The sequence below is a fragment of the Emticicia sp. GW821-FHT11C11 genome (assembly GCF_058808615.1).
On the sequence record NZ_JBXARV010000001.1, the window covers coordinates 997,070 to 1,020,319 of the forward strand.

General features: G+C 41.1%; 17 protein-coding genes. 9 read left to right on the plus strand and 8 right to left on the minus strand.

Annotation, left to right across the window (positions count from 1 at the left end; translation table 11 throughout):
• The first annotated feature begins 203 nt into the window (after nucleotides 1-203).
• Entirely contained in the window at nucleotides 204-2,351 is a 2,148-nt protein-coding gene (gene scpA / locus AC1RRY_RS04195; protein ID WP_492817871.1) for a methylmalonyl-CoA mutase, read from the plus strand.
• Nucleotides 2,352-2,365: 14 nt separating this feature from the next.
• On the opposite strand, the gene AC1RRY_RS04200 is transcribed toward scpA, so the two are convergent.
• A complete protein-coding gene (locus tag AC1RRY_RS04200) occupies nucleotides 2,366-3,670 on the minus strand; it encodes a TolC family protein (RefSeq protein ID WP_492817870.1) in 1,305 nt (434 codons plus the stop codon).
• A 322-nt stretch (nucleotides 3,671-3,992) separates the two neighbouring features.
• Here AC1RRY_RS04200 and AC1RRY_RS04205 point away from each other — a divergent pair, with 322 nt between their 5' ends.
• The 3 genes from AC1RRY_RS04205 (at nucleotide 3,993) to AC1RRY_RS04215 (ending at nucleotide 6,359) form a co-directional block, all read left to right on the plus strand.
• Complete coding sequence (locus tag AC1RRY_RS04205) at nucleotides 3,993-4,397, plus strand: hypothetical protein (RefSeq protein WP_492817869.1); 405 nt, start codon at nucleotides 3,993-3,995, stop codon at nucleotides 4,395-4,397.
• Nucleotides 4,398-4,558: 161 nt separating this feature from the next.
• Nucleotides 4,559-5,443, plus strand: a complete 885-nt coding sequence (locus AC1RRY_RS04210) for an aldose 1-epimerase family protein (protein ID WP_492817868.1) — start codon at nucleotides 4,559-4,561, stop codon at nucleotides 5,441-5,443.
• Between the two features lie 151 nt (nucleotides 5,444-5,594).
• Nucleotides 5,595-6,359: an alpha/beta fold hydrolase gene (locus tag AC1RRY_RS04215; RefSeq protein WP_492817867.1), complete on the plus strand. Its 765-nt coding sequence runs from the start codon at nucleotides 5,595-5,597 to the stop codon at nucleotides 6,357-6,359.
• Here AC1RRY_RS04215 and crtD read toward each other — a convergent pair.
• Nucleotides 6,356-7,843, minus strand: a complete 1,488-nt coding sequence (crtD, locus tag AC1RRY_RS04220; protein WP_492817866.1) for a 1-hydroxycarotenoid 3,4-desaturase CrtD — start codon at nucleotides 7,841-7,843, stop codon at nucleotides 6,356-6,358. The genes AC1RRY_RS04215 and crtD overlap by 4 nt on opposite strands.
• Nucleotides 7,844-8,060: 217 nt before the next feature.
• On the opposite strand from crtD, the gene AC1RRY_RS04225 reads away from it, so the two are divergent.
• Nucleotides 8,061-9,224, plus strand: coding sequence for a sigma-54-dependent transcriptional regulator (locus tag AC1RRY_RS04225; RefSeq protein WP_492817865.1), 1,164 nt, complete (start codon nucleotides 8,061-8,063; stop codon nucleotides 9,222-9,224).
• A 300-nt stretch (nucleotides 9,225-9,524) separates the two neighbouring features.
• Nucleotides 9,525-10,925, plus strand: a complete 1,401-nt coding sequence (lpdA, locus tag AC1RRY_RS04230) for a dihydrolipoyl dehydrogenase (RefSeq protein ID WP_492817864.1) — start codon at nucleotides 9,525-9,527, stop codon at nucleotides 10,923-10,925.
• An 85-nt stretch (nucleotides 10,926-11,010) separates the two neighbouring features.
• Here lpdA and AC1RRY_RS04235 read toward each other — a convergent pair whose 3' ends face one another.
• Nucleotides 11,011-11,721 carry a hypothetical protein gene (locus AC1RRY_RS04235; RefSeq protein WP_492817863.1) on the minus strand — a complete coding sequence of 237 codons (711 nt, stop codon included), beginning with the start codon at nucleotides 11,719-11,721 and terminating at the stop codon, nucleotides 11,011-11,013.
• A 50-nt stretch (nucleotides 11,722-11,771) separates the two neighbouring features.
• Nucleotides 11,772-13,499, minus strand: coding sequence for an IlvD/Edd family dehydratase (locus AC1RRY_RS04240; RefSeq protein WP_492817862.1), 1,728 nt, complete (start codon nucleotides 13,497-13,499; stop codon nucleotides 11,772-11,774).
• A gap of 119 nt (nucleotides 13,500-13,618) precedes the next feature.
• Between AC1RRY_RS04240 and AC1RRY_RS04245 the strand changes: the two genes are divergently transcribed.
• Complete coding sequence (locus AC1RRY_RS04245; protein ID WP_492817861.1) at nucleotides 13,619-14,878, plus strand: DUF937 domain-containing protein; 1,260 nt, start codon at nucleotides 13,619-13,621, stop codon at nucleotides 14,876-14,878.
• An 88-nt stretch (nucleotides 14,879-14,966) separates the two neighbouring features.
• On the opposite strand, the gene ffh is transcribed toward AC1RRY_RS04245, so the two are convergent.
• Nucleotides 14,967-16,283 (minus strand): signal recognition particle protein, encoded by a 1,317-nt coding sequence (gene ffh, locus AC1RRY_RS04250; protein WP_492817860.1) that lies wholly within the window; start codon nucleotides 16,281-16,283, stop codon nucleotides 14,967-14,969.
• Between the two features lie 179 nt (nucleotides 16,284-16,462).
• On the opposite strand from ffh, the gene AC1RRY_RS04255 reads away from it, so the two are divergent.
• Nucleotides 16,463-16,999 (plus strand): AAA family ATPase, encoded by a 537-nt coding sequence (locus tag AC1RRY_RS04255; RefSeq protein ID WP_492817859.1) that lies wholly within the window; start codon nucleotides 16,463-16,465, stop codon nucleotides 16,997-16,999.
• A 4-nt stretch (nucleotides 17,000-17,003) separates the two neighbouring features.
• Here AC1RRY_RS04255 and AC1RRY_RS04260 read toward each other — a convergent pair whose 3' ends face one another.
• Entirely contained in the window at nucleotides 17,004-17,372 is a 369-nt protein-coding gene (locus AC1RRY_RS04260) for a winged helix-turn-helix transcriptional regulator (RefSeq protein WP_492817858.1), read from the minus strand.
• A 138-nt stretch (nucleotides 17,373-17,510) separates the two neighbouring features.
• Here AC1RRY_RS04260 and AC1RRY_RS04265 point away from each other — a divergent pair, with 138 nt between their 5' ends.
• Nucleotides 17,511-17,873, plus strand: coding sequence for a DoxX family protein (locus AC1RRY_RS04265; protein WP_492817857.1), 363 nt, complete (start codon nucleotides 17,511-17,513; stop codon nucleotides 17,871-17,873).
• Nucleotides 17,874-17,958: 85 nt separating this feature from the next.
• Here the strand turns inward: AC1RRY_RS04265 and AC1RRY_RS04270 are convergent, their stop codons facing one another.
• Both AC1RRY_RS04270 and AC1RRY_RS04275 read right to left on the minus strand, forming a co-directional pair.
• Nucleotides 17,959-19,644, minus strand: a complete 1,686-nt coding sequence (locus tag AC1RRY_RS04270; protein ID WP_492817856.1) for a RagB/SusD family nutrient uptake outer membrane protein — start codon at nucleotides 19,642-19,644, stop codon at nucleotides 17,959-17,961.
• A 12-nt stretch (nucleotides 19,645-19,656) separates the two neighbouring features.
• Nucleotides 19,657-22,704 (minus strand): SusC/RagA family TonB-linked outer membrane protein, encoded by a 3,048-nt coding sequence (locus AC1RRY_RS04275; protein WP_492817855.1) that lies wholly within the window; start codon nucleotides 22,702-22,704, stop codon nucleotides 19,657-19,659.
• Nucleotides 22,705-23,250 lie beyond the last annotated feature (546 nt).

The window sequence follows — 23,250 nt, forward strand, 5'->3', positions numbered from 1 at the left end:
TTAACTAAGGAACCTAATTAAGTAATTTAGAAAAACTTTTTGAAACAAATCTACTTCTATTTTTATTAAAGTTTGTCTCTTCTAGGGGCAAACTTTTTTTTTCTACTTTACTCAAATTGAAAAATACCATTGGTTTGTTTTTAAAAAAGAAGATATTTACTTCGTAATTGTATCACGATTTTTTTAATCGTAGCAGATAAACTATGAAGCCTGATTTTTCCAGCATAAAGCTTTTTGAAAAAGATAGTACCCTACCGGAATCGAAGAATAATGAAAGCGGGTATGTTTTCAAAACAGCTGAAGGAATACAAATAAAACCCCGGTTCACTGCGACTGATATTCAACAGGCAGCGCACCTGCATTTTTCGGCAGGTATTCCCCCCTTTCTGAGAGGGCCTTATAGCACCATGTATGTAATGCAGCCCTGGACAATCCGTCAGTATGCGGGGTTCTCAACAGCTGAAGAATCCAATGCTTTTTATCGCAGAAACCTGGCTGGCGGGCAAAAAGGGTTGTCAGTCGCTTTTGATCTGGCAACACACAGAGGCTATGATTCTGACCACCCCAGGGTAGTAGGTGATGTGGGTAAGGCAGGAGTAGCCATTGATTCGGTCGAAGATATGAAAATTCTTTTCGACCAGATTCCGCTCAATGAAATGTCGGTGTCTATGACCATGAATGGTGCAGTATTGCCTATTATGGCATTCTATATCGTAGCAGCTGAAGAACAGGGAGTTGACCCCGCTCAGCTTTCGGGAACCATTCAGAACGATATTCTGAAAGAGTTCATGGTTCGTAATACATACATTTATCCGCCCGAATTTTCGATGAGAATTGTGGGAGATATCTTCTCTTATGCTTCAAGGCTCATGCCTAAGTTTAATTCAATATCCATATCAGGCTATCATATTCATGAGGCCGGTGCGCCCGCGCATCTGGAATTGGCTTATACTCTGGCTGATGGACTGGAGTATATCAGAACCGGTATAGCCGCAGGTATGGATATAGATGATTTTGCTCCCAGGCTTTCGTTTTTCTGGGGCATAGGCATGAATCATTTCATGGAAATAGCCAAAATGAGAGCCGGGCGCTTGCTTTGGGCAAAAATTGTGAAACAGTTTAATCCTAAGAACGCTAAATCATTGGCTTTGCGAACACATTGCCAGACCTCGGGTTGGTCGCTTACTGAGCAGGATCCATTCAATAATGTAGCCCGTACGGCAATTGAAGCCATGGCTGCTGCTCTGGGGCATACACAATCGTTGCATACCAACTCATTAGATGAAGCCATCGCTTTGCCGACTGATTTTTCGGCACGCATTGCCCGTAATACGCAGTTGTTCATTCAGCACGAAACAGAAATTTGCAGAGTGGTTGATCCTTGGGGCGGCTCTTATTATGTGGAGTATCTGACCAAGGAACTGGTGGAAAAAGCCTGGGCTTTAATTGAGGAAGTAGAAGAATTGGGCGGCATGACTAAAGCAATAGAAACCGGCCTGCCCAAAATGCGTATAGAGGAAGCCGCTGCCCGCAAGCAGGCTCGTATTGATTCAGGTAAGGATGTGATTGTAGGAGTGAATAAATACAAAACCAACGCTGAAACTGAAATAGAACTACTTGAGGTAGACAATCAAAACGTACGCAGGAAGCAGATAGAAAGGCTCGAGAAAATAAAGAGCGAACGAAATAATGAAGAGATTGAAAAGATTTTAAACAAGATTACTGAGGTAACAGTCAATGCAAGCAGTGCACCGGAAGATAACCTGCTGGCACTCGCAGTTGAAGCCGCTCGTAAAAGGGCTACCTTAGGTGAAATATCATATGCTATGGAAAAGATTGTCGGGCGTCATAAGGCTACCATCCGTTCGATTTCAGGAGTGTATCAGTCTGAGGTCTCTGACGATGAAAATTTCAGGATAGCTAAGGAAATGGCAGATAAGTTTGCTGCATTGGAGGGTAGAAGACCCAGAATCATGGTTGCCAAAATGGGTCAGGATGGGCATGACAGAGGAGCAAAGGTAATAGCCACCAGCTTTGCCGACTTGGGATTTGACGTAGACATAGGCCCGCTTTTTCAGACACCGGAAGAAACAGCACGGCAAGCCGTTGAAAACGATGTGCATATTGTTGGGGCATCAAGTCTGGCTGCCGGTCATAAAACGCTTATTCCTCAATTAATTGAAGAACTCAAAAAACTAGGCAGAGACGATATCATGGTAATTGCCGGAGGAGTGATTCCTGCACAGGACTACCAGTTTTTATATGATGCCGGCGTGAAAGGTGTTTTTGGCCCGGGTACGGTTATCTCAATAGCTGCACAGAAGATTTTGAAGGAATTGATGGGGGAGTAGTATTACTCCCTTTATTACAAATTCCCGCTCGCCTTCTTATATCTGACACTTGCTATCAGAAAATTATAGATACTTGATAAATACTGGTTTTCAGCACTTTGTAGCGTGTATTCAGTGTTTTTAAGGTCAGATAATAAAATCACCCCTTTTTCAAAACGAAACTTGTCTGTTTCCAGAATTCTCCGGGCAAGTTCAATGTTTTTCTGTGCTTCTTCCAGATTCAGTTTCGATTGTTGCAGGGTATTCCAGGTACTTTTAGATTCGTAATTGAAATCGTTTCTTAACCGTTCGGCATTTAAGGTATTTATCTGCTGACGGGTCCTGAAATCATTGGCAGAAAGCCGTGCCTGCCGTCCGTCAAATATCGGTACATTAGCTCTGATGCCTACGTAGTTAGCCGGAAACCAGGTATTCTTTTCAAAGGGATTCAGTGTCTCAGATAATTGAAAATAGGAGTAATTGCCGTATGCCGAAACCGTAGGTTTGTTTCTGGCGAGCTGTTTTCGGGCATTCAGTTCATTGAGTTGCAGATTCAGCTGTTCTGCTTTTATTTCAGAGCGATTTTCAATGTTCGATTCTCCTTCAACGATTTGCGAATGGCCAAATATGGTTGGTAAGTCTTCTGCCGGTTCTACGTTGCCTGTTGCGTTTAACTGATACTGCAAGGCAATCAGGCTCAGGTCATAATCCTGTTGATTTTTAGTTTGTGCCAGTTTTGCATTGCTGGCATCCAGTTCCAGTTTATCCAGATCATTTTTCAGAATAGCTCCCTGGTCGAAACGAGCTTTGCCCACTTCGAGATAACTATTGGCCCTTTGCAATGCCAGAACAGACAAATTGAGTCTCTCTTTAGCAAAAACGCTATTGTAATAAGCCTCTGTTATAACCTGTTTCAGATTCACTTTTATCTGGGCAAGATTATTTTTCTGTGCCTCTAACTGCGTATTATTCAATTGCTGATCAATTTTACGATTAGCATCATACACTTTTTGTTCGGCTTGTATCAGGAAAGAGTTGTTGAATGGTCGGCCCAGTCTTATTTCGGTCTGAGTTTCACTAGATCCTGGCAAGGCAAAAGGTAAAATGGTAGTTTGTAGTTGCGTGTTCCAACGTATGTCAGCATTGCCGCTTACCTGCGGAAGCCATCGCGCTTTCACTTTTTCATTTTCTATAGTCGCTATCTGAACATTCAGGTTTTGCGCTTTCAATTCTATGCGGTTCTCCAGCCCTTTCTGCACAGCTTCACTGAGGCTGATTTTCTGGGCACTGATTTTTCCGAGGGCGAAACAAAATATAATCGTAAAAATAATCGGTTTCATAGATCAATTTTTTCTCAAAAGTAAATACATATTAAAATGAGAACTTATTTATTTCTGCAAGACGGAAAAAAAGCCACATTAAATCACAGGATTTGCGGCTGAGTTTCTGTTTTATTCACTAATCTTCATTTTATCTGATTCTCTTATAGGCCTGCTTTGTATAAGCATTAGGCTGTCTATTCTTTCACAATCACTTCATTTTTAGGTGGTTATAGTTCTTAACGAATCATTAACAATTGTGTCAATAAACCAGATGCTTGTCTTTTATATCTAAGATTCAAATAAACAAAAACAAGAAGAATTAATAACCGAGAATTTTACTATGAAAAAGTTAATGTTTGTAGCAATGTTGGTGGCTGGAGCCATCTCTGCTAATGCACAAAGAGGACATGACAGACCTGGTCGTTTTGACAACGGATATGACAAGGTAGATAGTTACCAACGTGAAGCACGCCGTCAGATTGCCGCGGGAATTGAGAGTGGCAGAATTACTTCAAACGAAGCAAAACGATTATTGAAAGAAGCAGAAAGAATTGAGGTAAAAGAGAATCGTTTTAAACGTGATGGCAGACTGGATGCATTCGAACGTCGCGAACTGACACAGGACCTGGCTGTTCTGAATACATGGATTGCACGTGAAAAAAGAGACAGAGATCGTTTAACATATGATGATTATAGCCGTGGTTATGCCGGTGGCAGATACAACGACCGCTATGGAAAATATTAGTAAATGAGTTTTATTAATAATGCTTTTTCGTAAAGACAGGGTAGGGTCAATGACCTTACCCTTTGTTTTTGTTGAGAATCCCATTTTAAATATTGAGTTTTTTTGGGAGAGAATTACCGGAGATATGTATCTTGTGGTCTGATAATTCATGTATCAATTGTATGATAACTATTCAGAACGAGCTCATTAGTGCTACCATAAACCTTAAAGGGGCTGAGTTAGTCAGTTTAATCCATAAACCATCACAAATTGAACACATGTGGTCGGCTGACCCTGAGTTCTGGGGGAAGTCCTCACCGGTGTTATTTCCTGTTGTTGGATCTTTAAAGAACAATACTTTTATTTATAAAGAACAGCAGTACTCTCTTCCGCGTCATGGCTTTGCGCGTGAACAGGTTTTTGAGGTTGAACACCAGACCGGGGATAGCGTTGTTTTTTTACTGACACATGATGAAACCTCACTAAAGGTATATCCTTTTCAGTTTGAGCTTCGCTTGTGTTATACATTAGAAAGAAATCAGTTAAAGGTAAAATATGAGGTCAGAAATTTAGGTGCAGAAACCATGTTTTTCTCGGTAGGTGGCCACCCGGCTTTTAAGGTTCCCTTTGCTGAAGGTACTTCGTATCATGATTATTACCTGGAGTTCAACAGAGAAGAACACTTCATGCGATGGCCTTTGGCAGACGGTGGTCTGATAGAGATAAATCCTGAAAAAGTTACGGATGATTCCGGCCGCTTACATTTAACAAAAGAACTATTTTATCAGGATGCACTGGTGTTTAAACACTTAAAGTCTGACAGGGTTACACTAAAATCAGACAAAACACCGGTTCAACTCCGATTCTATTATGAAGGTTTTCCGTTTCTGGGAGTCTGGGCTGCTAAGGATGCAGATTTTGTTTGTATTGAACCCTGGTGTGGTATTGCAGATAGTGTAAATCATAATCAGCAGATTGAAGAGAAAGAGGGCATTAATACCTTGAAACCGGAAGAAAGCTTTGATAAAACATGGATTGTGGAAATAAAGCATTTAGTGAATGCGTGATTATTTTAAATAGTTATACTTCGTGTACATTGTGGCAAAATAAGCTGGAATTTCCATACTATAAATCACTCAATCATTAACTCACTCATTCACTCAATATCTAATAAAATCCTATCTTTGCCACAAGATTGCTTAATATGATTACCAACAGATGAAACTTTTCTATAGAAAAACAGGCGAAGGGCAGCCTGTATTGATTCTACACGGTGTTTTTGGCTCTTCAGACAATTGGTTTACCATCAGCAAGATGATTGCTGAGAAAGGTTATGCCGTATATGCACTTGATGCACGGAATCACGGACAATCACCTCGCAGTGAAGAATTCAGTTATGAATTGATGGCTGAAGACCTGAACGACTTTATTGATGAGCATCAACTTGATAAACCTATTATCGTAGGTCACTCAATGGGGGGGAAGACCGTTATGCAATTTGCCATGCAGCATGAGGGCAAGTTTAGCAAACTGGTTGTGGTAGATATTGCTCCCAAATATTACCCGTCACATCATGGGCACATCATTCAGGGGCTCAACTCGATAGATTTAGACACACTTACAAACAGGAAAGAGGCAGAACTGCAATTAGACAGATATGTAACCAGCGTAGGTGAACGTCAGTTCCTGTTGAAAAATCTCTATAGAAACGAAATGGGTAAATTCGACTGGCGTATTAATCTTCCGGTATTAAGTCGTGAGATATACCAGGTAGGAGGCGATTTTATCGATACCCGTGAAATCACAGAACCGGTATTGTTTCTGCGTGGCAGTGAGTCGGGATATATTTATGATGAGGACATACCTGCTATCAGGAAAGTTTTCCCGAATGCTGTCATTGAAACCATTGAAGGCGCAGGGCATTGGATACAGGCGGATAAGCCGAATGAGTTTGTAGAGGCGGTGGTAAAATTTATAGCCTAAGCATTAGGCACCATATTACCTGCAATTTTGGCCGAGGAAAGCGCCAGCGGGATACCCCCGCCCGGATGTACGCTGCCACCTACAAAATATAGATTTCTGATTCGCGAAGAAAAATTGGCATGGCGCATAAACGCCGCAAATTTGTTATTGGAACTGTTGCCATATAAAGCTCCCTGCACCGATGATGTTCTGAACTCAATTGTGCGCGGGTCAAGTATAGATTCTGATTCAATCAGGGATTTAATATCCGCGTTCAGGTTTCTGCTTAGTTTTTCAATTACATTTTGTCGGGTATCCTCAATGAGGGTATCCCAGTTCTGACCCTCATTTGCCGGAGCATTCAATAAAATAAACCAGTTTTCGCATCCGGCCGGTGCATCATCTTTTTTGTATTTCGAAGTAATGTTCAAATAAATGGTCGGGTCATGATAAATGTTTTTTTTCTGAAACTGATGCGTAAACTCTGCGTTGTAGTTATCCGAGAAAAAAACGTTGTGTAATCCCAACTCCTCAAATTCCTTTTTAATGCCCCAATAGAAAATAAGACCTGAGCCGCTTTTGGGTTGGTTGAGCAATTTTTCGGGGTGCCTGGCATGAGGTAGCAATTTCCGGTAAGTTGGGGTAATATCCATATTACTCACCACTACATCGAACGGAAGAAAATAATCAGCGCTGGTGCTATTTTCCGTTTTTTCAACCTTCAATCCCTTTATCTTTTTATCTGCTACGCAAATTTCTTTGACCCGGGTGTTAAAATGAAATTGTACTCCTAAGTCTTTTGCTAAAGCAACCAGACTTTCTGTAATACCGTACATGCCATTTTCAGGGAAAAATGCACCGACGTTGTATTCCAGGTGAGGAATGATATTCATCGTAGCAGGAGTCTGGTAAGGGTCAGAACCATTATAAGTAGCATAGCGATTGAATAACTGAACAGCCTTAGCAGTAGAAAAAAACTTTTCATTGGCATTGTTCATAGTACTGAAAATACCCAATTTAGGTAGGTTCAGATAACCCCTAAGCGCTTTTGCCGAGGTCCAGGTAGAAAATTTATGCAGAGAGTCTTCCAGAAAAAGACCACTGAGAATTTCATACTTGAAGGCGCTGTTTTGCAAGGCTTTTGTTATTTTTTCGGCAGGCTCACCCAATTGTTTTTCGGCTTCTGTAGCAAACTCAATGCTATTGGCCGATACATTTAATCTTGTGCCGTCTTCCCAGAAATAACGGCATATTTCCGGAAGCCTGATATACTTAAAATAATCTTTTACCGATTTGCCCGATATTTCAAACAGCTCTTCTACCAATTGGGGCATTGTAAAAAGTGAAGGACCCGCATCAAACCGATAAGAACCTTGTTTGAAACTGCTCAATTTTCCTCCGACATAATCATTGGCCTCAAATACATCAACCTCGTACCCTTTATTGCGTAAACGGATTGCCGTTGCAATACCTCCTATGCCCGCGCCGATAATGCCTGCCTTCATAAACGAGGTGTATTGTAAAAGTGTTTTGTGTTAAGAATTAACAAATATAGAGTTTCTTTGTTGATAACAGTAGCTCCTGGTAGAGGGAGCCGATATAACCGGAAATCTATTTTTAGAATAAAATCCTAACGGTCTATGCTATTTTTTCATTATTTTGCAGCTTAAAATTAAACAATTCGCATTGTTTTGATTGAACTTGTCCCCCAATAAATCTATAATGGCAAAATTGTTAATAGTTGATGATGAAAAGAGTATTCGGGATGCCCTAAGAGACATTCTGGAATATGAACAGTATGAAGTAGACGAAGCTAAAGACGGTGAAGAGGGGTTGGCAATGGTGCTTAAAACATATTATGATGTGGCATTATGTGACATAAAAATGCCCAAACTTGATGGCCTTGAAATGTTGCATAAAGCTAAAGAAGAAGGTGTGATAACCCAGTTTGTGATGATTTCGGCTTTTGGTAATGTTGAAAACGCAGTTGAAGCAACCAAACGGGGTGCCTTTGATTTCATAACCAAACCACCGGATTTGAATCGTTTACTTGTAACAGTGCGCAATGCCATTGAAAAGAGTAAGGATGTAGAAGTAATAAAAACGCTCAAGCGAAGAATATACAGAATCAATGAGATAGTGGGGGAGTCGGAGCTAATCAGGAAAGTAAAAGATGCCATTGACCGGGTAGCCCCTACAGAAGCACGCGTTTTAATTACCGGGCCTAATGGCTCTGGTAAAGAAATGGTAGCTAAACAGATTCATGAGAAAAGTAACCGTTGCAATCAGGCCTTAATTGAGGTAAACTGTGCGGCCATTCCTTCGGAATTGATTGAAAGTGAACTTTTCGGTCATGAGAAAGGTGCTTTTACTTCTGCTATCAAACAGCGGATTGGTAAGTTTGAACAGGCGGATGGCGGTACGCTTTTCCTTGACGAAATAGGTGACATGAGTCTTTCAGCACAGGCAAAAGTGCTGAGAGCCTTGCAGGAAAGCAAGATTACACGTGTGGGTGGTGATAAAGAAATAAAAGTGAATGTGAGGGTAATTGCCGCTACCAATAAAGATTTGAGAAAAGAAATTGCGGAGGGAAACTTCCGTGAAGACTTATACCATCGTTTAAATGTAATACCTATTCATGTACCTTCTCTGGCCAACCGGAAAAATGATATCCCGTTGCTGACAGAGAAATTTCTGCAAGATATTGCTGATGAATATAGCGATGCCGTAAAAGAATTTGATGCTGAGGCGATGGAATACATGCAAAGCCTACCCTGGACAGGGAATGTAAGAGAACTAAGGAATGTGGTTGAGCGGCTCGTGATTATGTGCGGAGCAACTATCACACTTGACGACGTTAAATTATACGCAGGTATAGGATACTGATATAGCTTAAGAGATTAGGTAAGTCCGGCGGGAGAAACAGCTATCTAGTACATATATTTATTTTGGTATTGCCGCGGCATTTAACAGAATGAAAGGAATAATTAAATGCAAAAATTTGTTCTTTAATAAAGGTGTATTTGTGCCAAATGCGAGTAATAAAAAGAAGCAGTCATTACAAGGTTGAAGTACACTTTATCTATAAGGATAGAAAGACAGAGTGGCAACTTTCTAACCAGAGAATAAGAGTTTACAATTTCCAGGTTTAAGTATATTCGAGTAAAATATAAACTTCACAATCACATGCAATACGACGTTACGGTTATAGGTTCAGGTCCGGGAGGATACGTAGCTGCCATCAGAGCCGCTCAGCTAGGGATGAAAACCGCAATCATTGAAAAATATAATGTATTAGGTGGCACCTGCCTTAATGTGGGCTGTATTCCATCAAAAGCGCTGCTCGACTCGTCAGAGCATTTTTATAACGCAGCTCATCATTTTGCTGAACATGGTATTGAAATACCTGCGCCCAAAGTAAATATCGAACAAATGATGGCCAGAAAAAAAGGTGTGGTTGAGAAAATGAATGGCGGTATCAATTTTCTGATGAAAAAGAATAAAATCACTGTTTATAACGGGCTGGGCTCATTTCAGGATAAGAATACAATTCATATCAAAAAAGCAGATGGAACAGAAGAGCAGATAACTACAGCAAAAGTGATTATAGCTACCGGTTCAAAGCCTACTATTTTGCCTTTTATGAACTATGATAAAAAGCGCATCATTACAAGTACCGAAGCCTTGAACCTGACAGAAATACCCAAGCATTTAATTGTGATCGGTGCGGGGGTAATCGGAGCAGAACTGGGGTCAGTTTACGCACGTCTGGGAGCGAAAGTAACATTTGTGGAGTTTGCCGATTCGATGATTCCGACAATGGACAAAACCATGGGTAAAGAATTACAGAAGTCTGTAAAGAAATTGGGTACTGATTTCTATTTCAATACTAAAGTAACTAAAATTGAGAATCTTGGTGAAGAGGTGCTGGTGTCAGCCGATGGCGCAGACGGTAAACCCGTGGAGATCAAGGGTGATTATTGCCTGGTTTGTATTGGCAGAAGAGCTTATACTGATGGATTGAATCTCGAGGCTGCCGGCGTGACAACTGACCGTGGTAAAATTGTAGTAGATGAACATACACTAGAAACCAATGTGAAAGGTATTTATGCCATCGGAGATGTGATAAGAGGAGCCATGCTGGCTCATAAAGCAGAAGAAGAGGGTGTATTGGTAGCCGAAATTATGAATGGTCAGAAACCGCATATTAACTATAACCTTATTCCGGGAGTTGTGTATACCTGGCCGGAAGTAGCTTCGGTAGGACAAACCGAGGAAGAGCTAAAAACCAAAGGAGTGAATTACAAGTCGGGACAGTTTCCGTTTAAGGCGCTGGGTCGTGCCACTGCCAGTGGGGATACTGACGGACTGGTTAAAATTCTGGCAAGTAAAGACACTGATGAGGTATTAGGAGTACACATTATTGGTGCCAGAGCTGCCGATATGATTGCAGAAGCAGTTACGGCGATGGAGTTCAGAGCGAGTGCAGAAGATATTGCCCGTATTTCGCATGCGCACCCAACCTATATGGAAGCAGTAAAAGAAGCGGCTTTGGCAGCTGCTGATAACAGAGCCATTCATGTTTAGTATTTGATAGTTATTATCTACAGAAATAGACAGACCCGGACAAGTCGCTTGCCCGGGTCTGCTTTTAATAAAACCCTGTGAAATCTTAAGAAATAGTATTAGAGGAAGCAGAGGTTTGTCTCTTATTAAAATAATCTACCATTTTTATAATCAAGATACATCTGGCAAGTATCACAATAGCCCGTGGTATGAACCCAAGCCAGGGCAATTGCTCAACAAAAATACTGTAGAATACCAATAGATTGGCAAAGGCCATTAATGCTACGCTCCAGCTTATCCAGAACTTATCTGAGTCATTAATCGGTAGGAAAGATGCCAGAGTGGAAGTATAAACATAAATTAAAGTATAAAGCAAAAGCAGGATTTTTTCATATTGAGGCAGTGCCGGATGCAGCGAAAAAATATAAAACAAAATAGGGAATAAAGAATAAACAGGTATTACTCTCAGAAATTTTAAAAAAGCCCCCTGAAACTTTATTCTGGCGCCCATCATTTTAAATATCACAGCCCAGAAGCTAAGCATAATGGCATGGGACAAAAGATTAAAATCTTTAATAATTGCCGGAAGCAACAGAACACATATTGAAATAAAAACCGGGATAATCAGTGTGCTAATGAAGAGTTTGTCAATTAAAGTGGGCAGTGGTTTGCGATATTTATAATACCACATAATAAGCACACAGGCTGCTGTAATTCTTGTCATGGCTATCCAGAAAACACCATCATCCGGAAGTTTAATTAGAAAAAACTCTGACAGCAGTAATAAAGTAGTAATGATTAAATATCGTGTGTTCATCAAATCTTAAAATGAGCCTGTAAGATTATTACAGGCTCTTTTTGGTGTGGCTAATGAGACTCTCTTTTTACTTCATGACCAGAGAAACCAGTCAGGAAGTCTAAGTCAGCACCTTTATCGGCTTGTGTTACGGTATTGACATACAATTGTACATAGCCGCGACTATATCCTAAGTCAATAGGTTTCCAGTTTTTGCGTCTTCCGGCCAGTTCTTCGTCTGATACATGGAGCCATATTCTGCGCTCATCCACGTCAACTTCTATTAAATCTCCGTTTTGTACCAGTCCGAGGTTTCCGCCTACGGCAGATTCAGGCGAGGCATGCAGAAATACGGTACCATAGGCTGTTCCGCTCATCCGTGCGTCAGATATACGAACCATATCTGTAATACCTTTCTCAAGCAGTTTTTTAGGTAATTGCATATTGCCTACTTCAGGCATACCCGGATACCCTTTAGGCCCAACGTTTTTCAGAACCAAAACACTGGTTTCATCAACCTCTAAATCCGGGTCGTCTATTCTGGCATGATAATCTTCTATGGTTTCAAAAACTACCGCTTTACCACTGTGTTTCATCAGATGGGCTGAGGCAGCTGATGGTTTGATAACCGCTCCGTTTTCGCATAGATTACCTTTCACAACAGCAATGCCACCTTCATGGAGTATCGGGTTCTTGGCGGTAGTAATGACATCTTCATTCCATATTTTAGCTCCTTTCGAATTGTCAATAAGACTTTTGCCATTGACAGTAACCGCATTTTTATTTAAAAAGCCTGCCATCTCCTTTATAACTGCCGGTAACCCTCCTGCATAGTAGAAATCTTCCATCAGGTATTTGCCTGACGGCATCAGATTGAGTAAAAACGGCATCTTACTGCCAATCTTGTCAAAATCATCAAGCGTAATATCTACATTTGTTCGTCCGGCAATGGCCAATAAATGAAGCACCAGATTGGTTGAACCTCCCACGGCGGCATTCATCATAATGGCGTTTTCAAATGCTTCCCGCGTCAGCACAGAAGATAGCGACAGCTTTTCACGAACCATCTCTACAATTCTCATACCCGACATATGCGCTAATACTTTTTTACGCGAATCAGCCGCCGGAATGGCCGATGCTCCCGGAAGTGTTAATCCGAGAGATTCTACCATTACAGCCATGGTAGATGCCGTGCCCATAGTTGAGCAATGCCCGATACTTCTGCTCATGCACGACTCAGCCTCTTCAAATTCTTCTGGTGTCATTTTACCGGTTTTCAGATCATCGGCAAAACGCCACACGTCTGTACCTGAGCCGATGGCTTTTCCCTGAAAACGGCCATTGAGCATTGGGCCGCCGGGTACTACTATAGTTGGCAAATCAACACTTGCTGCACCCATTACTAGCGACGGGGTGGTTTTGTCGCAACCGGTTAAAAGTACAACCGCATCGAAAGGATTCCCCCTGATGCTTTCCTCTACACTCATCGCCGCCAGATTTCTGTAAAGCATGGCTGTCGGACGAATAATGGTTTCCCCAAGAGACATCACCGGGAATTCGAGGGGGAATCCACCGGCCTCATAAATGCCATTTTTTACAGATTGAGCCAGTTCGCGGAAGTGCCCGTTGCAGGGAGTTACTTCCGACCATGTATTGCAAATTCCTATAACGGGTTTTCCTTTAAACTGATGCGCAGGATAGCCCTGGTTCTTAATCCAGCTTCTGTAAATGAATCCGTCTTTCCCATCTTTTCCGAACCAATCCTGGCTGCGTAGTTTTGTTGTATTTTCAGTGGTCATAATTTAAGTTAGAGAAAAAGGCAAAAAATTTGTCAATAATCCTTATTTTTGTGTTGTTTTGCAACCAATATTAAGAAATTTGTTGTAATTAATTGTGAATAATTCAAAATATAAAGAATATGAACTTATTTGATACGTTGAACGAGGCATTGACTGATGAAGTGGTATCAAAACTTGCCAAGTTAACTGATGAAGACCCAACGAAAACTAAAAAAGCTATTGATGGCATTCTCTATACCCTGGTAGCAGGGCTGGTGCGAAGAACAGGAAGCACCATGAGTTTAAACATGCTATATAACCAGATTAAAAAGGGTAACCAGGGTGGAAGGCTCATTGGCGATGTGATGTCTTATCTGAATAAAAAAGAAGAACTTGATGCCATACTAAAAATAGGAGACAGCCAGGTAAGCCAGATTTTCCCGGCTTACAAAAGCCCGCTGGTAAGTCTTATTGGTATTTATGCCGGTATTAAGAAGAACTCTTCAAGTACTTACGCGAGCCTCATAACACCGATATTGATTGATGCAGTTAGTGTAGAGATTGATAACAACAAAATGGATGTTGATGCTTTAGCCGCATTCTTGACTGAACATCACGAGCCGTTATTTAAAAGAGCACCAGAAGACTTAATGGAAAAGATGATTCCGCAATTAGGTTTGCAGGAATTACTCTCGCCTAAGTCTCCTCTGCCAAAACGTGTTGTTACAGCTAAACCTACGGCACTTAAATCGAAAACGGCTGCTGCACCACAATTTGTTGAACCGGAAGAAGAAGAAACAACTAGCGGTTCTACATTCCCGATTAAGGGCTTGTTGGTTTTCCTACTGATTATAACTGCAGCAGCGGGTGGCTATTATTGGTATGAGAACTATTATAAGCCGTCTCTTACTGACACGATTCAGGAGGAAACCACTGTTGTCGAAGACTCACTCACTGCCGGTATAGACACTACGTCTGCGGCATCAGTTGATTCTACAGCTTTAAAAGACAGTGTGCCGGCTGCGAACACTGCTCAAACAGCAGGAGGTAGCCTGACTCAGGAATTGGAAGCTTATCTTTCTGATCAAACAAAACCTGCGGGTCAGGTGTTTGAACTGAAAGATGTTTCATTTGTAAAAGGGTCGCAGGCGTTGGACGATAAATCAAATACATCGATTAATCAATTAATAGAATTGTTTACGAAATATCCTAAATTGCAAATCCAGATTCAGGGTTATTCTTCAGATGCTGTTGGTATAGATAATAGAACCATGGCTATTAAAAGAGCTTTTGTAATTAAGAGAAAACTAGTGACAGCAGGTATTACACAGACACGTATAGACGCTATCGGTATCAGAGGCGAAGGAGACACTGCTAAGATAAAAATTGTATCGAAATAAGACTTAAATAGAAATTGACCCATAAAAAAAGGCCACTTGTGTACTGCAAGTGGCCTTTTTTTATGCAAAATCGAATCCTGAATAAAGTCTATTTAAAAGCCTTTAATTTTCCTCCGGTCTGCATCTGATTTACCTTTTTCATCATAGAGCGCATCTGATCAAATTGCTTCAACAGATTATTTACCTGTATAATCTGTGTGCCACTTCCAGCTGCGATTCTTTTCTTACGGCTGCCATCAATCAAATCCGGTTTTTCGCGCTCTGTAGGAGTCATTGAACGAATAATTGCTTCTATAGGTTTAAAAGAATCGTTGCTGATGTCAAGGTCTTTTATCTGCGAACCAACACCCGGAATCATGCCCATCAGGTCTTTGATATTACCCATTTTCTTTATCTGCTCCAACTGCGTCAGGAAGTCGTTTAAGTCAAACTTATTCTCACGCATTTTTTTGTTGAGGCGCTTGGCTTCATCTTCATCAAAAGCCTGTTGTGCTTTTTCTACCAACGAGATAACGTCACCCATGCCTAAAATACGACTGGCCATACGATCAGGGTAGAAAACATCAATGGCTTCCATTTTCTCACCGGTCGAAATAAACTTAATAGGTTTATTGACAACCGCTTTGATAGACAACGCAGCACCACCACGAGCATCACCATCTAATTTTGTCAATACCACACCATCAAAATCCAGACGCTCGTTAAATGTTTTGGCAGTATTCACGGCGTCCTGGCCGGTCATTGAGTCAACTACAAACAGAATTTCGCCCGGAGTAACTGCCTTCTTAATATTTTCAACCTCTTGCATCATGACTTCGTCAACGGCCAAACGACCGGCGGTGTCAATGATGACTATATTCTTACCGTTGCTTTTTGCAAATGCTAATGCATTTTTGGCAATTTCAACAGCATTTTTGCTTTCAGGCTCAGCATATACATCTATACCGATTTGCTCGCCCAATACCTGTAACTGTGTAATGGCCGCCGGACGATAGATATCACAGGCTACCAATAATACCTGGCGGCCTTGTTTTTTTAAATAATTGGCAAATTTGCCCGAAAATGTGGTTTTACCTGAACCCTGCAACCCTGCAATCAGCACTACTGCCGGAGAACCCTTCAGGTTTACGCTCTGGGCTTGTTCGCCCATAAGTTCGGTTAATTCTTCCTGAATAATTTTGACAAACAACTGACCCGGCTCAACGGCAATCATCACTTTACGATCGATGGCTTTCTCACGTACACGGTCAGTTACATCTTTAGCTACTTTATAGTTTACGTCAGCGTCCATTAAGGCACGACGTACTTCTTTTATAGTAGTGGCAATATTTATATCAGAAATTCTACCTTGCCCTTTCAGGGTTTTGACAGCTTTATTAAGCTTATCACTTAAATTTTCAAACATTTCCCAGTCAATTAGTGATTATCCTTCCAGTAGTATGGCTAAAGGATAGTAAATTTTGTAATAATTTGCAAAGTTAAGATTTTAACAGCAATTGCATAAAAGTTTTTTGCTGCTTTTGCTCAATTGTGTTTACTTGTCTAAGGATGAATTATATTTGTGACTGACAAAACCATTGATGGATGAAACTGCATATTATGGGCGCTTCTGGAAGTGGCGTAACCACACTGGGTAGTGCTTTAGCCAACCGGCTGAATGTACCATATTTTGATAGCGATGAGTATTTCTGGGTGAAAACCGATCCGCCTTTTTTAGAACGCCGGCAACCGGAGTTACGCAACGAATTGATTGAAGCCGACACTTTGAAACACAGTAGCTGGATAATAGGAGGTTCGTTATTGAAATGGGATATAGAAATAGCGTTCGATTTAATCGTCTTTTTGTACATCTCGAATGAAATACGAATGGAAAGACTTCGAAAAAGAGAATATTCGCGTTATGGGCATATCATTCTTACCGATGAGACCCGAAAACGACAATATCATGACTTTATGAACTGGGCCAATGGCTATGATGACAACAGCACACAGGGAAGAAATCTTGCCGCTCATGAAGATTGGTTGCAACAACAGGTGTGCCCGATTCTTGAATTAAGAGGCGACTATACTGTAAACGAACGAATGGGATTTGTTTTAAACAAGTTGCGTGATTTTCAGTAAAAGATTACTTATTGAATATCCGTTTCCGGTGTTCTGCACCCCAATTGGCAATGGCACCTATAACTTCTTGTAATGTGCCGCCGTATTCTGTCAGCTCATATTCTACTGTTACCGGTTTCGTATCATAAACGGTACGTTTTACGAGGTCATTATCTTCCAGATCTTTCAGCTCTTTAGAAAGCATTTTAGCACCAATTCCGTTCACGTCACGTAATAATTCCATGAAGCGCTTTTTGCCAAAGCCCAGTGAGCCAATTATCATTATCTTCCATTTACCATTTAAAATATCCATGGCATCCTGCACGGCCATCATGTGGCTGCTGCATTGCGCATGATCTTTTACGTCTGGCATTTTAATAATCTTATTCTCCATACTCCAATTTATTAATACTGGTAGTTTCTTGAAGGAAACTACTTTCTAAAGGAAATTTACTGTTAAACGTAAACTTATTCTTTTGAGTTCGTGTATTAATCTTGATAATCGTTTAATTACTTATAAACTAATACTTTTATGTCGAACAAAACAAAGAAAATCTTGTCAATTATTTTTTTGGCACTTCCGTCGTTAATGCTTGTAATGAGTGGCGTTACTAAAATTTCCGGAGGTGAGCAGGTGGTGACGGGTCTTACCAAAGCGGGTTTCGGTCCTTACATCAGCGTATTCGGAATTGCGGAAATCATTTTTGTGATTCTGTTGTGGATTCCGAAAACCTACAAAATAGGCTTCTATTTTATTTTGTCTTATTTAGGTGGAGCCTCGGCGGTTGAAGTGGCCGCAGGAGCACCTCCCATGGCTTTTGTCCTTATTGCCCTGGCCTGGATCGGCTTCTTTTTGAAAAGTAAAGAGAACTTTCTGGTTGAAGCCAAAAACTAATAGTGCGAAGCTGTATTATTAAAAAAAGCCATGTTTCCAATGAAGGAAACATGGCCCGATAAACGAATAGGTAAGTAAGTGCTGATTAATAACTTGGGTTTTGTTTCAGATAACCCGGGATATTTGAGGCACCATCGATAGCTGTTTGTGGAATCGGGAAGATTCTTTTCTGCTTATCGTTGTTGGTTTTCTCTGTCCAGGTGCCTTCATATTTGCCAAAACGAATCATATCTGAACGTCTTAACATTTCCCAGTAGAACTCAAAACCACGCTCACGATACAACAAGTCTAAAGACATTGATGTTAATGCCGGAGGAGGCGTTGTAATGTTTCTGGCAGCTCTTACCGTGTTTACATCGGCTAACGCGCTGGCGGCATCTCCGCTTTTGCGAAGTTTAGCTTCTGCACGCATGAGGTAAACATCAGCCAGACGAACAATTACGATATCTGCTTCACCGAAGTTTCTACCACTTGTTGATTTCTTGCTGAACTCATATTTCTCAACACGGTAACCAGTGTTGTAGTTACTTCCTTCAACTGTAAAGTCGATTTTTTCTGTAAACTCAACCGGCTGTGTTGGTCTGTTACGGGTATCGTGAAACAATTTACCAACTTTAAAGTTGCCGTTTGCACATTTTACAAATACACCGTTCTTTCTGATTAAACCATATTGTTGGCCACGAAGGATACCACGGTCAACGTTGAAATTGGCTTCTGTTACACAAGAGTCAGCCGGATTGGTGTAAATAGATATGTTTTGTTTGTAAAAACGTGGGTCAACTTTAGGGTCCTGTGGTGCATAAGCATTAACCCATGTGCGGTAATAGTCAGAGGTAATACCGGGGCCGTCAGTACCGTTGGCTGCAGGATACGCAGGCAGCGGGAACTGGTCACCAGACAAAGAGAAGTAAGCCATACGGTTATGTCCGTTCAACTCTGCTCTTTGATCTACTGCAAAAACCAATTCTTTGTTATCGTGGTTATTAGAACCAAAAATAGAGAAAAAGTCATTCGACAACTGGTATTGACCTGATGAGATGATTTTATCGCTATATTCAATTACTTTGTCCATGTCTTCCGGCTTGAACGTGAAATTGGCCGCATTTATATCTCTGTAAACGGCCGCATTCAGATACAAACGGGCTAGTAGTCCCCAAACGGCGCCTTTGGTTAAGCGACCCGGGCCAACGTTTGTTTCAAGGTTGGGTTCCACAGCCAATAGTTCGCTTTTGATGTATTCTACTGCTTCATCACCTCTGATGATTTTAGAAGTCTGTCCGATATCGTCCTTTACGAAAACCAGACCAAACAAATCAAGCGTAAGTAAAGAGTAATAGGCTCTCATACCACGGGCTTCTGCCAAAAAGGTTTTGGTAGATGGGTCTTTTAGTGTCGGTAATGTGTTGATAGCCGTAATAGCTCTCGACATACCTTGCAGAATCAGGTTCCACGTGTTACGGATATTCGGGTCAGTACTAACATAATTATGGGCGTGCATGTTCAGGTAAATACCGTTATCACCCCAGTCAGTACCACCACGGTAAGGAAGGATAGCTTCGTCGGTCGAAATCTCCTGTAGTGCAAAATAGTTGGTATGTAAGAATATGTCCGGAAGACGTGCATAAACCGGGGCAATGATACCCTCTACGGCAGCTTTGTCTGAAAGGTTTGAACTAAGTGTTTCATCTAAAACGATTTCTTTTAGGTCTGTACAACTGTTCAATACCAACAATCCGGCAAGAGCCAATGTTGAATATATTTTCTTTTTCATGAGTTTTAAATTTTAAAATGAAACATTCAGACCAAATACTACAGATTTGGCTTTAGGATAACTTAAGTAATCGATACCGTAAGAAGAAATACCTGCTACAGTTCTGTCAGTATTTACTTCCGGGTCATAACCATTGTATTTGGTTATAACGAACAGGTTCTGGCCTGTTACTGACAATCTCAAAGCAGAAACCCATTTGCCGAGTCCTATAGTTTTTGTATTGACATTGTAACCCAAAGACAAGTTGTTTAATCTGAAAAATGTTCCGTCTTTCAGGAATCTCGTAGAAACTGAAGCGGCATTGTTGATTGACTCTTTAGGGTCATTGGCTTCAGGCGTTGTATTAAGACTTTTCGACAATCTCAGCTTATAGAAGTTAGCATTGGCGGTGTTATCATAAATTTTATTACCAGATACCCCGTTGAAGTTGGCAGCCAGATCAAAGCCTTTATAAGCTATGTTTGCATTAAAGTTAAACTGTTTAGTTGGCAGAGCACTTCCGGCTGTAATACGGTCTTTGTCTGTAATAATGCCATCGCCGTTTACATCTCTGTATTTGCTGATGCCTTTGTCGTCAAAGCCGATAAAATCAAGCATATAGAATGCACCGATAGGCTGGCCGCTCACATAACCATTGATGGTGGCTGAGGTAAGACCAGAGCCTGAAGCAGAACCTGACTGGATAACCGTATATGGAGAGTTTTTAACCACGTTATCAATGAATGTAATGTTACCGCCTACGTCTACTCTAAGACCGCTTCCTGATGTGTAGCGATAGTTCAGGTCAAGTTCAACACCCTGGTTGGTAATGGTCATGTTTTCTACGTTTGTCCAGAATGTACCGGCCGGTTGAACAGGGTCAGAAGGAATAACTTCCAATAGGATATTGTTCGATACTTTGTTGAAGTAATCAACAGAACCTGTCAGAGCACCGTTAAAGAAACCGAAATCAAGACCTAAGTCTGTTTGAGTCGAAACCTCCCACTGAATATTCGGGTTAGCCAGACGAGTATAAGAAGTACCTGCAGGGTATACCGATGTTCCATATAATGGATAACTGGTTGCTGCAGAAACCTGCGACGTGAACAAAGCCTGCGTAATTTTTGAAGGGATCTCCTGATTACCGGTTTGTCCCCAACCTGCTCTCAATTTCAATTCACCGATGTTTGACGATTTCAGGAAGTCTTCTTCAGAAAGTCTCCAACCCACTGAGAACGACGGGAACACCCCGTATTTGTTGTTAGAACCAAATTTAGAAGAACCATCCACACGTACGGTTGCAGTAGCCAGATACTTGTCTCTGTACTGATAGTTCACACGCGAAAAGAATGATTGCAGCTCATTAACCAAAGCATAACCTGTAGGTTTGTTGTTGGCTAGTGTTAGTTCTTGTCCTAAGCCCGGGTTGTAGATAGGCTCAATATCAGTAATCGGGAATTTGTTGATACTGCTAGTGCGGCCCTGAACAAATATCTTCTGGTATGAATGACCCGCTAAGGCAGTCAGGCTATGAATATCTTTGTTAAGCGTATAAGTGATATAGTTTTCAATCAGCTTATTGCGGTTATAGGTATAGATAGTTTCCAACCTTCCGTCTCTTTGAGGCTCAGCATTAGGTAATGATTGCAAATCACGAACAGAGCTGGAGTTATCAATACCGAAGTTCAGTTTGTAAATCAGATCTTTTGTGATTTTGAACGATGGCGAGATATTACCGATTACCCGATTGATGTTAGTTACATCTTTGTCCAGTTTCAAGGTAATCAAAGGGTTTGTAACGTTCGGGTAGTTTCTTGGCAGACCGTTGTCGTTATACGCCGGATACGTCGGGTTCATTGAGATGGCCCCGCCAATCAAACCTTCAATAGGAGGTCTGGTGTTGGCCGTATAAGTGGCGTTCATGTTAACATCGATGGTCAAACGGTCGTCAAGGAATTTCTGAGATACATTCATACGTCCGGTGTAGCGATTCAGGGAGTTGTTTTTTAGGATACCTTCCTGATTCTGGATACCAAACGAACCATAGTAAGTCAGTTTATCTGCACCACCACCAATTGAAATATTGTGGTTTTGAGTAATGGCAGTTCTGGTGATTTCGTTTTGCCAGTTGGTATTGCCACCTAAGTCTTCTAAAATACCGCCAATAGCTGTTACTTGTTTTTTGAATTCATCGGCTCCGTACACAGGCAATGCTCTGGCTATTTTTGAAATGCCCACGCTTCCTGAGTAGTTGAAAGTTGAGAAACCTGCTTTACCTTTTTTAGTAGTGATGAGTACTACACCATTGGCTCCGCGAGAACCATAGATGGCCGTAGCCGAAGCATCTTTCAATACGTCGATCGATTCAATATCTTGTGGGTTAAGGAAGTTCAGAGGGTTGGTTGCACCACCGGTACTTGAGTTATCAAGCGCCATACCATCCAGAATGAATAGTGGAGTACTCCCTGTACGAACCCCTCCGGGACCACGGATTGTGATTCCCTGAATACCGCCCGGCTCACCGCTGGCAGAAGTAACGTTTACGCCTGCTACTTTACCTTGCAATAGTTGCTCAGGTGAGTTGATGATACCTTTATTAAACTCGGCACTCTTGATAGATTTTACCGAACCGGTCATATCCTTTTTGGTAGCACTACCATAACCGATTACCACAACCTGCGCCAGGTCTGAGGCTTCCGATTTCAGCAATACATCAATGGTGGTTTTGTTGCCTACTACAATTTCTTGTTTGGTATAGCCAATAAACCCAAATACCAGAACTGATTTTTCGTCGGTTACTGATATTGAATAGTTACCCTCTGCATCGGTACTTGTACCTTTTTGGGTTCCTTTCAGAACAACACTAGAGCCAACCAATGGCTCGCCGGTAGTGGCATCAGTCACGCGACCTTTCACAGTTAACTCTACAATTTTTCCATCAACAGGGCTGGTGCCCAATGAGGTTTTCGCGCTGGCAAATACTGTGTTTTGTCCATATGATTCAGACAAACACACAATAGCAAACAAAAATACCCCCAAGATTAATTTTAAGGGTGGGGGAGAGGCAGAAAGGTGTTTCATAATAAGATAGTTAATTAAACAATTTGATGTTTTTCAATGTACTTACAAAGGGCGAAGGGTTTCATAAATAATAGTGCATAATGTACGCGCCAAAAGACTTAGTCGTCGGATTTGTTCAATCCATGGGACAAAAAATACTTTACGACAGAAAGTTTATGAATCTTCAGATTATAGGTGTTATTTCAAATTTGTTGCATTATAACAATAAAAAATATTATTTTTTTTGAGTAACCTAATGCAAACGTTTTAAATCGCTTTGCAAACGTTTTAATTTTTTTGGAAAAATGACCTGAATTTTGGAAACAGTTTACGGTCGGTAGAATAGCCCTATGAGTTGGTGAATTAACCTGCACTTTGCTTTGTAATACTTTGATTTTACTAATTTTCACGCCGCAAAAGTATGGCTTTATTATTCCTGAGGTGTTACCGACGTGTTAAGGTATTGTTAAATGAGGGTAGTTTTTGAGCAGATTAACGTATTATTTAATTACACTGTATAAGAACGGAACTGTGATTGGCATGTAATGTAAAAAGCGAAAGATGAGG

Bases quoted from the DNA above. Each gene is read 5' to 3' on its own strand.
- scpA (WP_492817871.1), top strand. From the start codon at position 204: ATGAAGCCTGATTTTTCCAGCATAAAGCTTTTTGAAAAAGATAGTACC.
- AC1RRY_RS04200 (WP_492817870.1), bottom strand. From the start codon at position 3,670: ATGAAACCGATTATTTTTACGATTATATTTTGTTTCGCCCTCGGAAAA.
- AC1RRY_RS04205 (WP_492817869.1), top strand. From the start codon at position 3,993: ATGAAAAAGTTAATGTTTGTAGCAATGTTGGTGGCTGGAGCCATCTCT.
- AC1RRY_RS04210 (WP_492817868.1), top strand. From the start codon at position 4,559: ATGATAACTATTCAGAACGAGCTCATTAGTGCTACCATAAACCTTAAA.
- AC1RRY_RS04215 (WP_492817867.1), top strand. From the start codon at position 5,595: ATGAAACTTTTCTATAGAAAAACAGGCGAAGGGCAGCCTGTATTGATT.
- crtD (WP_492817866.1), bottom strand. From the start codon at position 7,843: ATGAAGGCAGGCATTATCGGCGCGGGCATAGGAGGTATTGCAACGGCA.
- AC1RRY_RS04225 (WP_492817865.1), top strand. From the start codon at position 8,061: ATGGCAAAATTGTTAATAGTTGATGATGAAAAGAGTATTCGGGATGCC.
- lpdA (WP_492817864.1), top strand. From the start codon at position 9,525: ATGCAATACGACGTTACGGTTATAGGTTCAGGTCCGGGAGGATACGTA.
- AC1RRY_RS04235 (WP_492817863.1), bottom strand. From the start codon at position 11,721: ATGAACACACGATATTTAATCATTACTACTTTATTACTGCTGTCAGAG.
- AC1RRY_RS04240 (WP_492817862.1), bottom strand. From the start codon at position 13,499: ATGACCACTGAAAATACAACAAAACTACGCAGCCAGGATTGGTTCGGA.
- AC1RRY_RS04245 (WP_492817861.1), top strand. From the start codon at position 13,619: ATGAACTTATTTGATACGTTGAACGAGGCATTGACTGATGAAGTGGTA.
- ffh (WP_492817860.1), bottom strand. From the start codon at position 16,283: ATGTTTGAAAATTTAAGTGATAAGCTTAATAAAGCTGTCAAAACCCTG.
- AC1RRY_RS04255 (WP_492817859.1), top strand. From the start codon at position 16,463: ATGAAACTGCATATTATGGGCGCTTCTGGAAGTGGCGTAACCACACTG.
- AC1RRY_RS04260 (WP_492817858.1), bottom strand. From the start codon at position 17,372: ATGGAGAATAAGATTATTAAAATGCCAGACGTAAAAGATCATGCGCAA.
- AC1RRY_RS04265 (WP_492817857.1), top strand. From the start codon at position 17,511: ATGTCGAACAAAACAAAGAAAATCTTGTCAATTATTTTTTTGGCACTT.
- AC1RRY_RS04270 (WP_492817856.1), bottom strand. From the start codon at position 19,644: ATGAAAAAGAAAATATATTCAACATTGGCTCTTGCCGGATTGTTGGTA.
- AC1RRY_RS04275 (WP_492817855.1), bottom strand. From the start codon at position 22,704: ATGAAACACCTTTCTGCCTCTCCCCCACCCTTAAAATTAATCTTGGGG.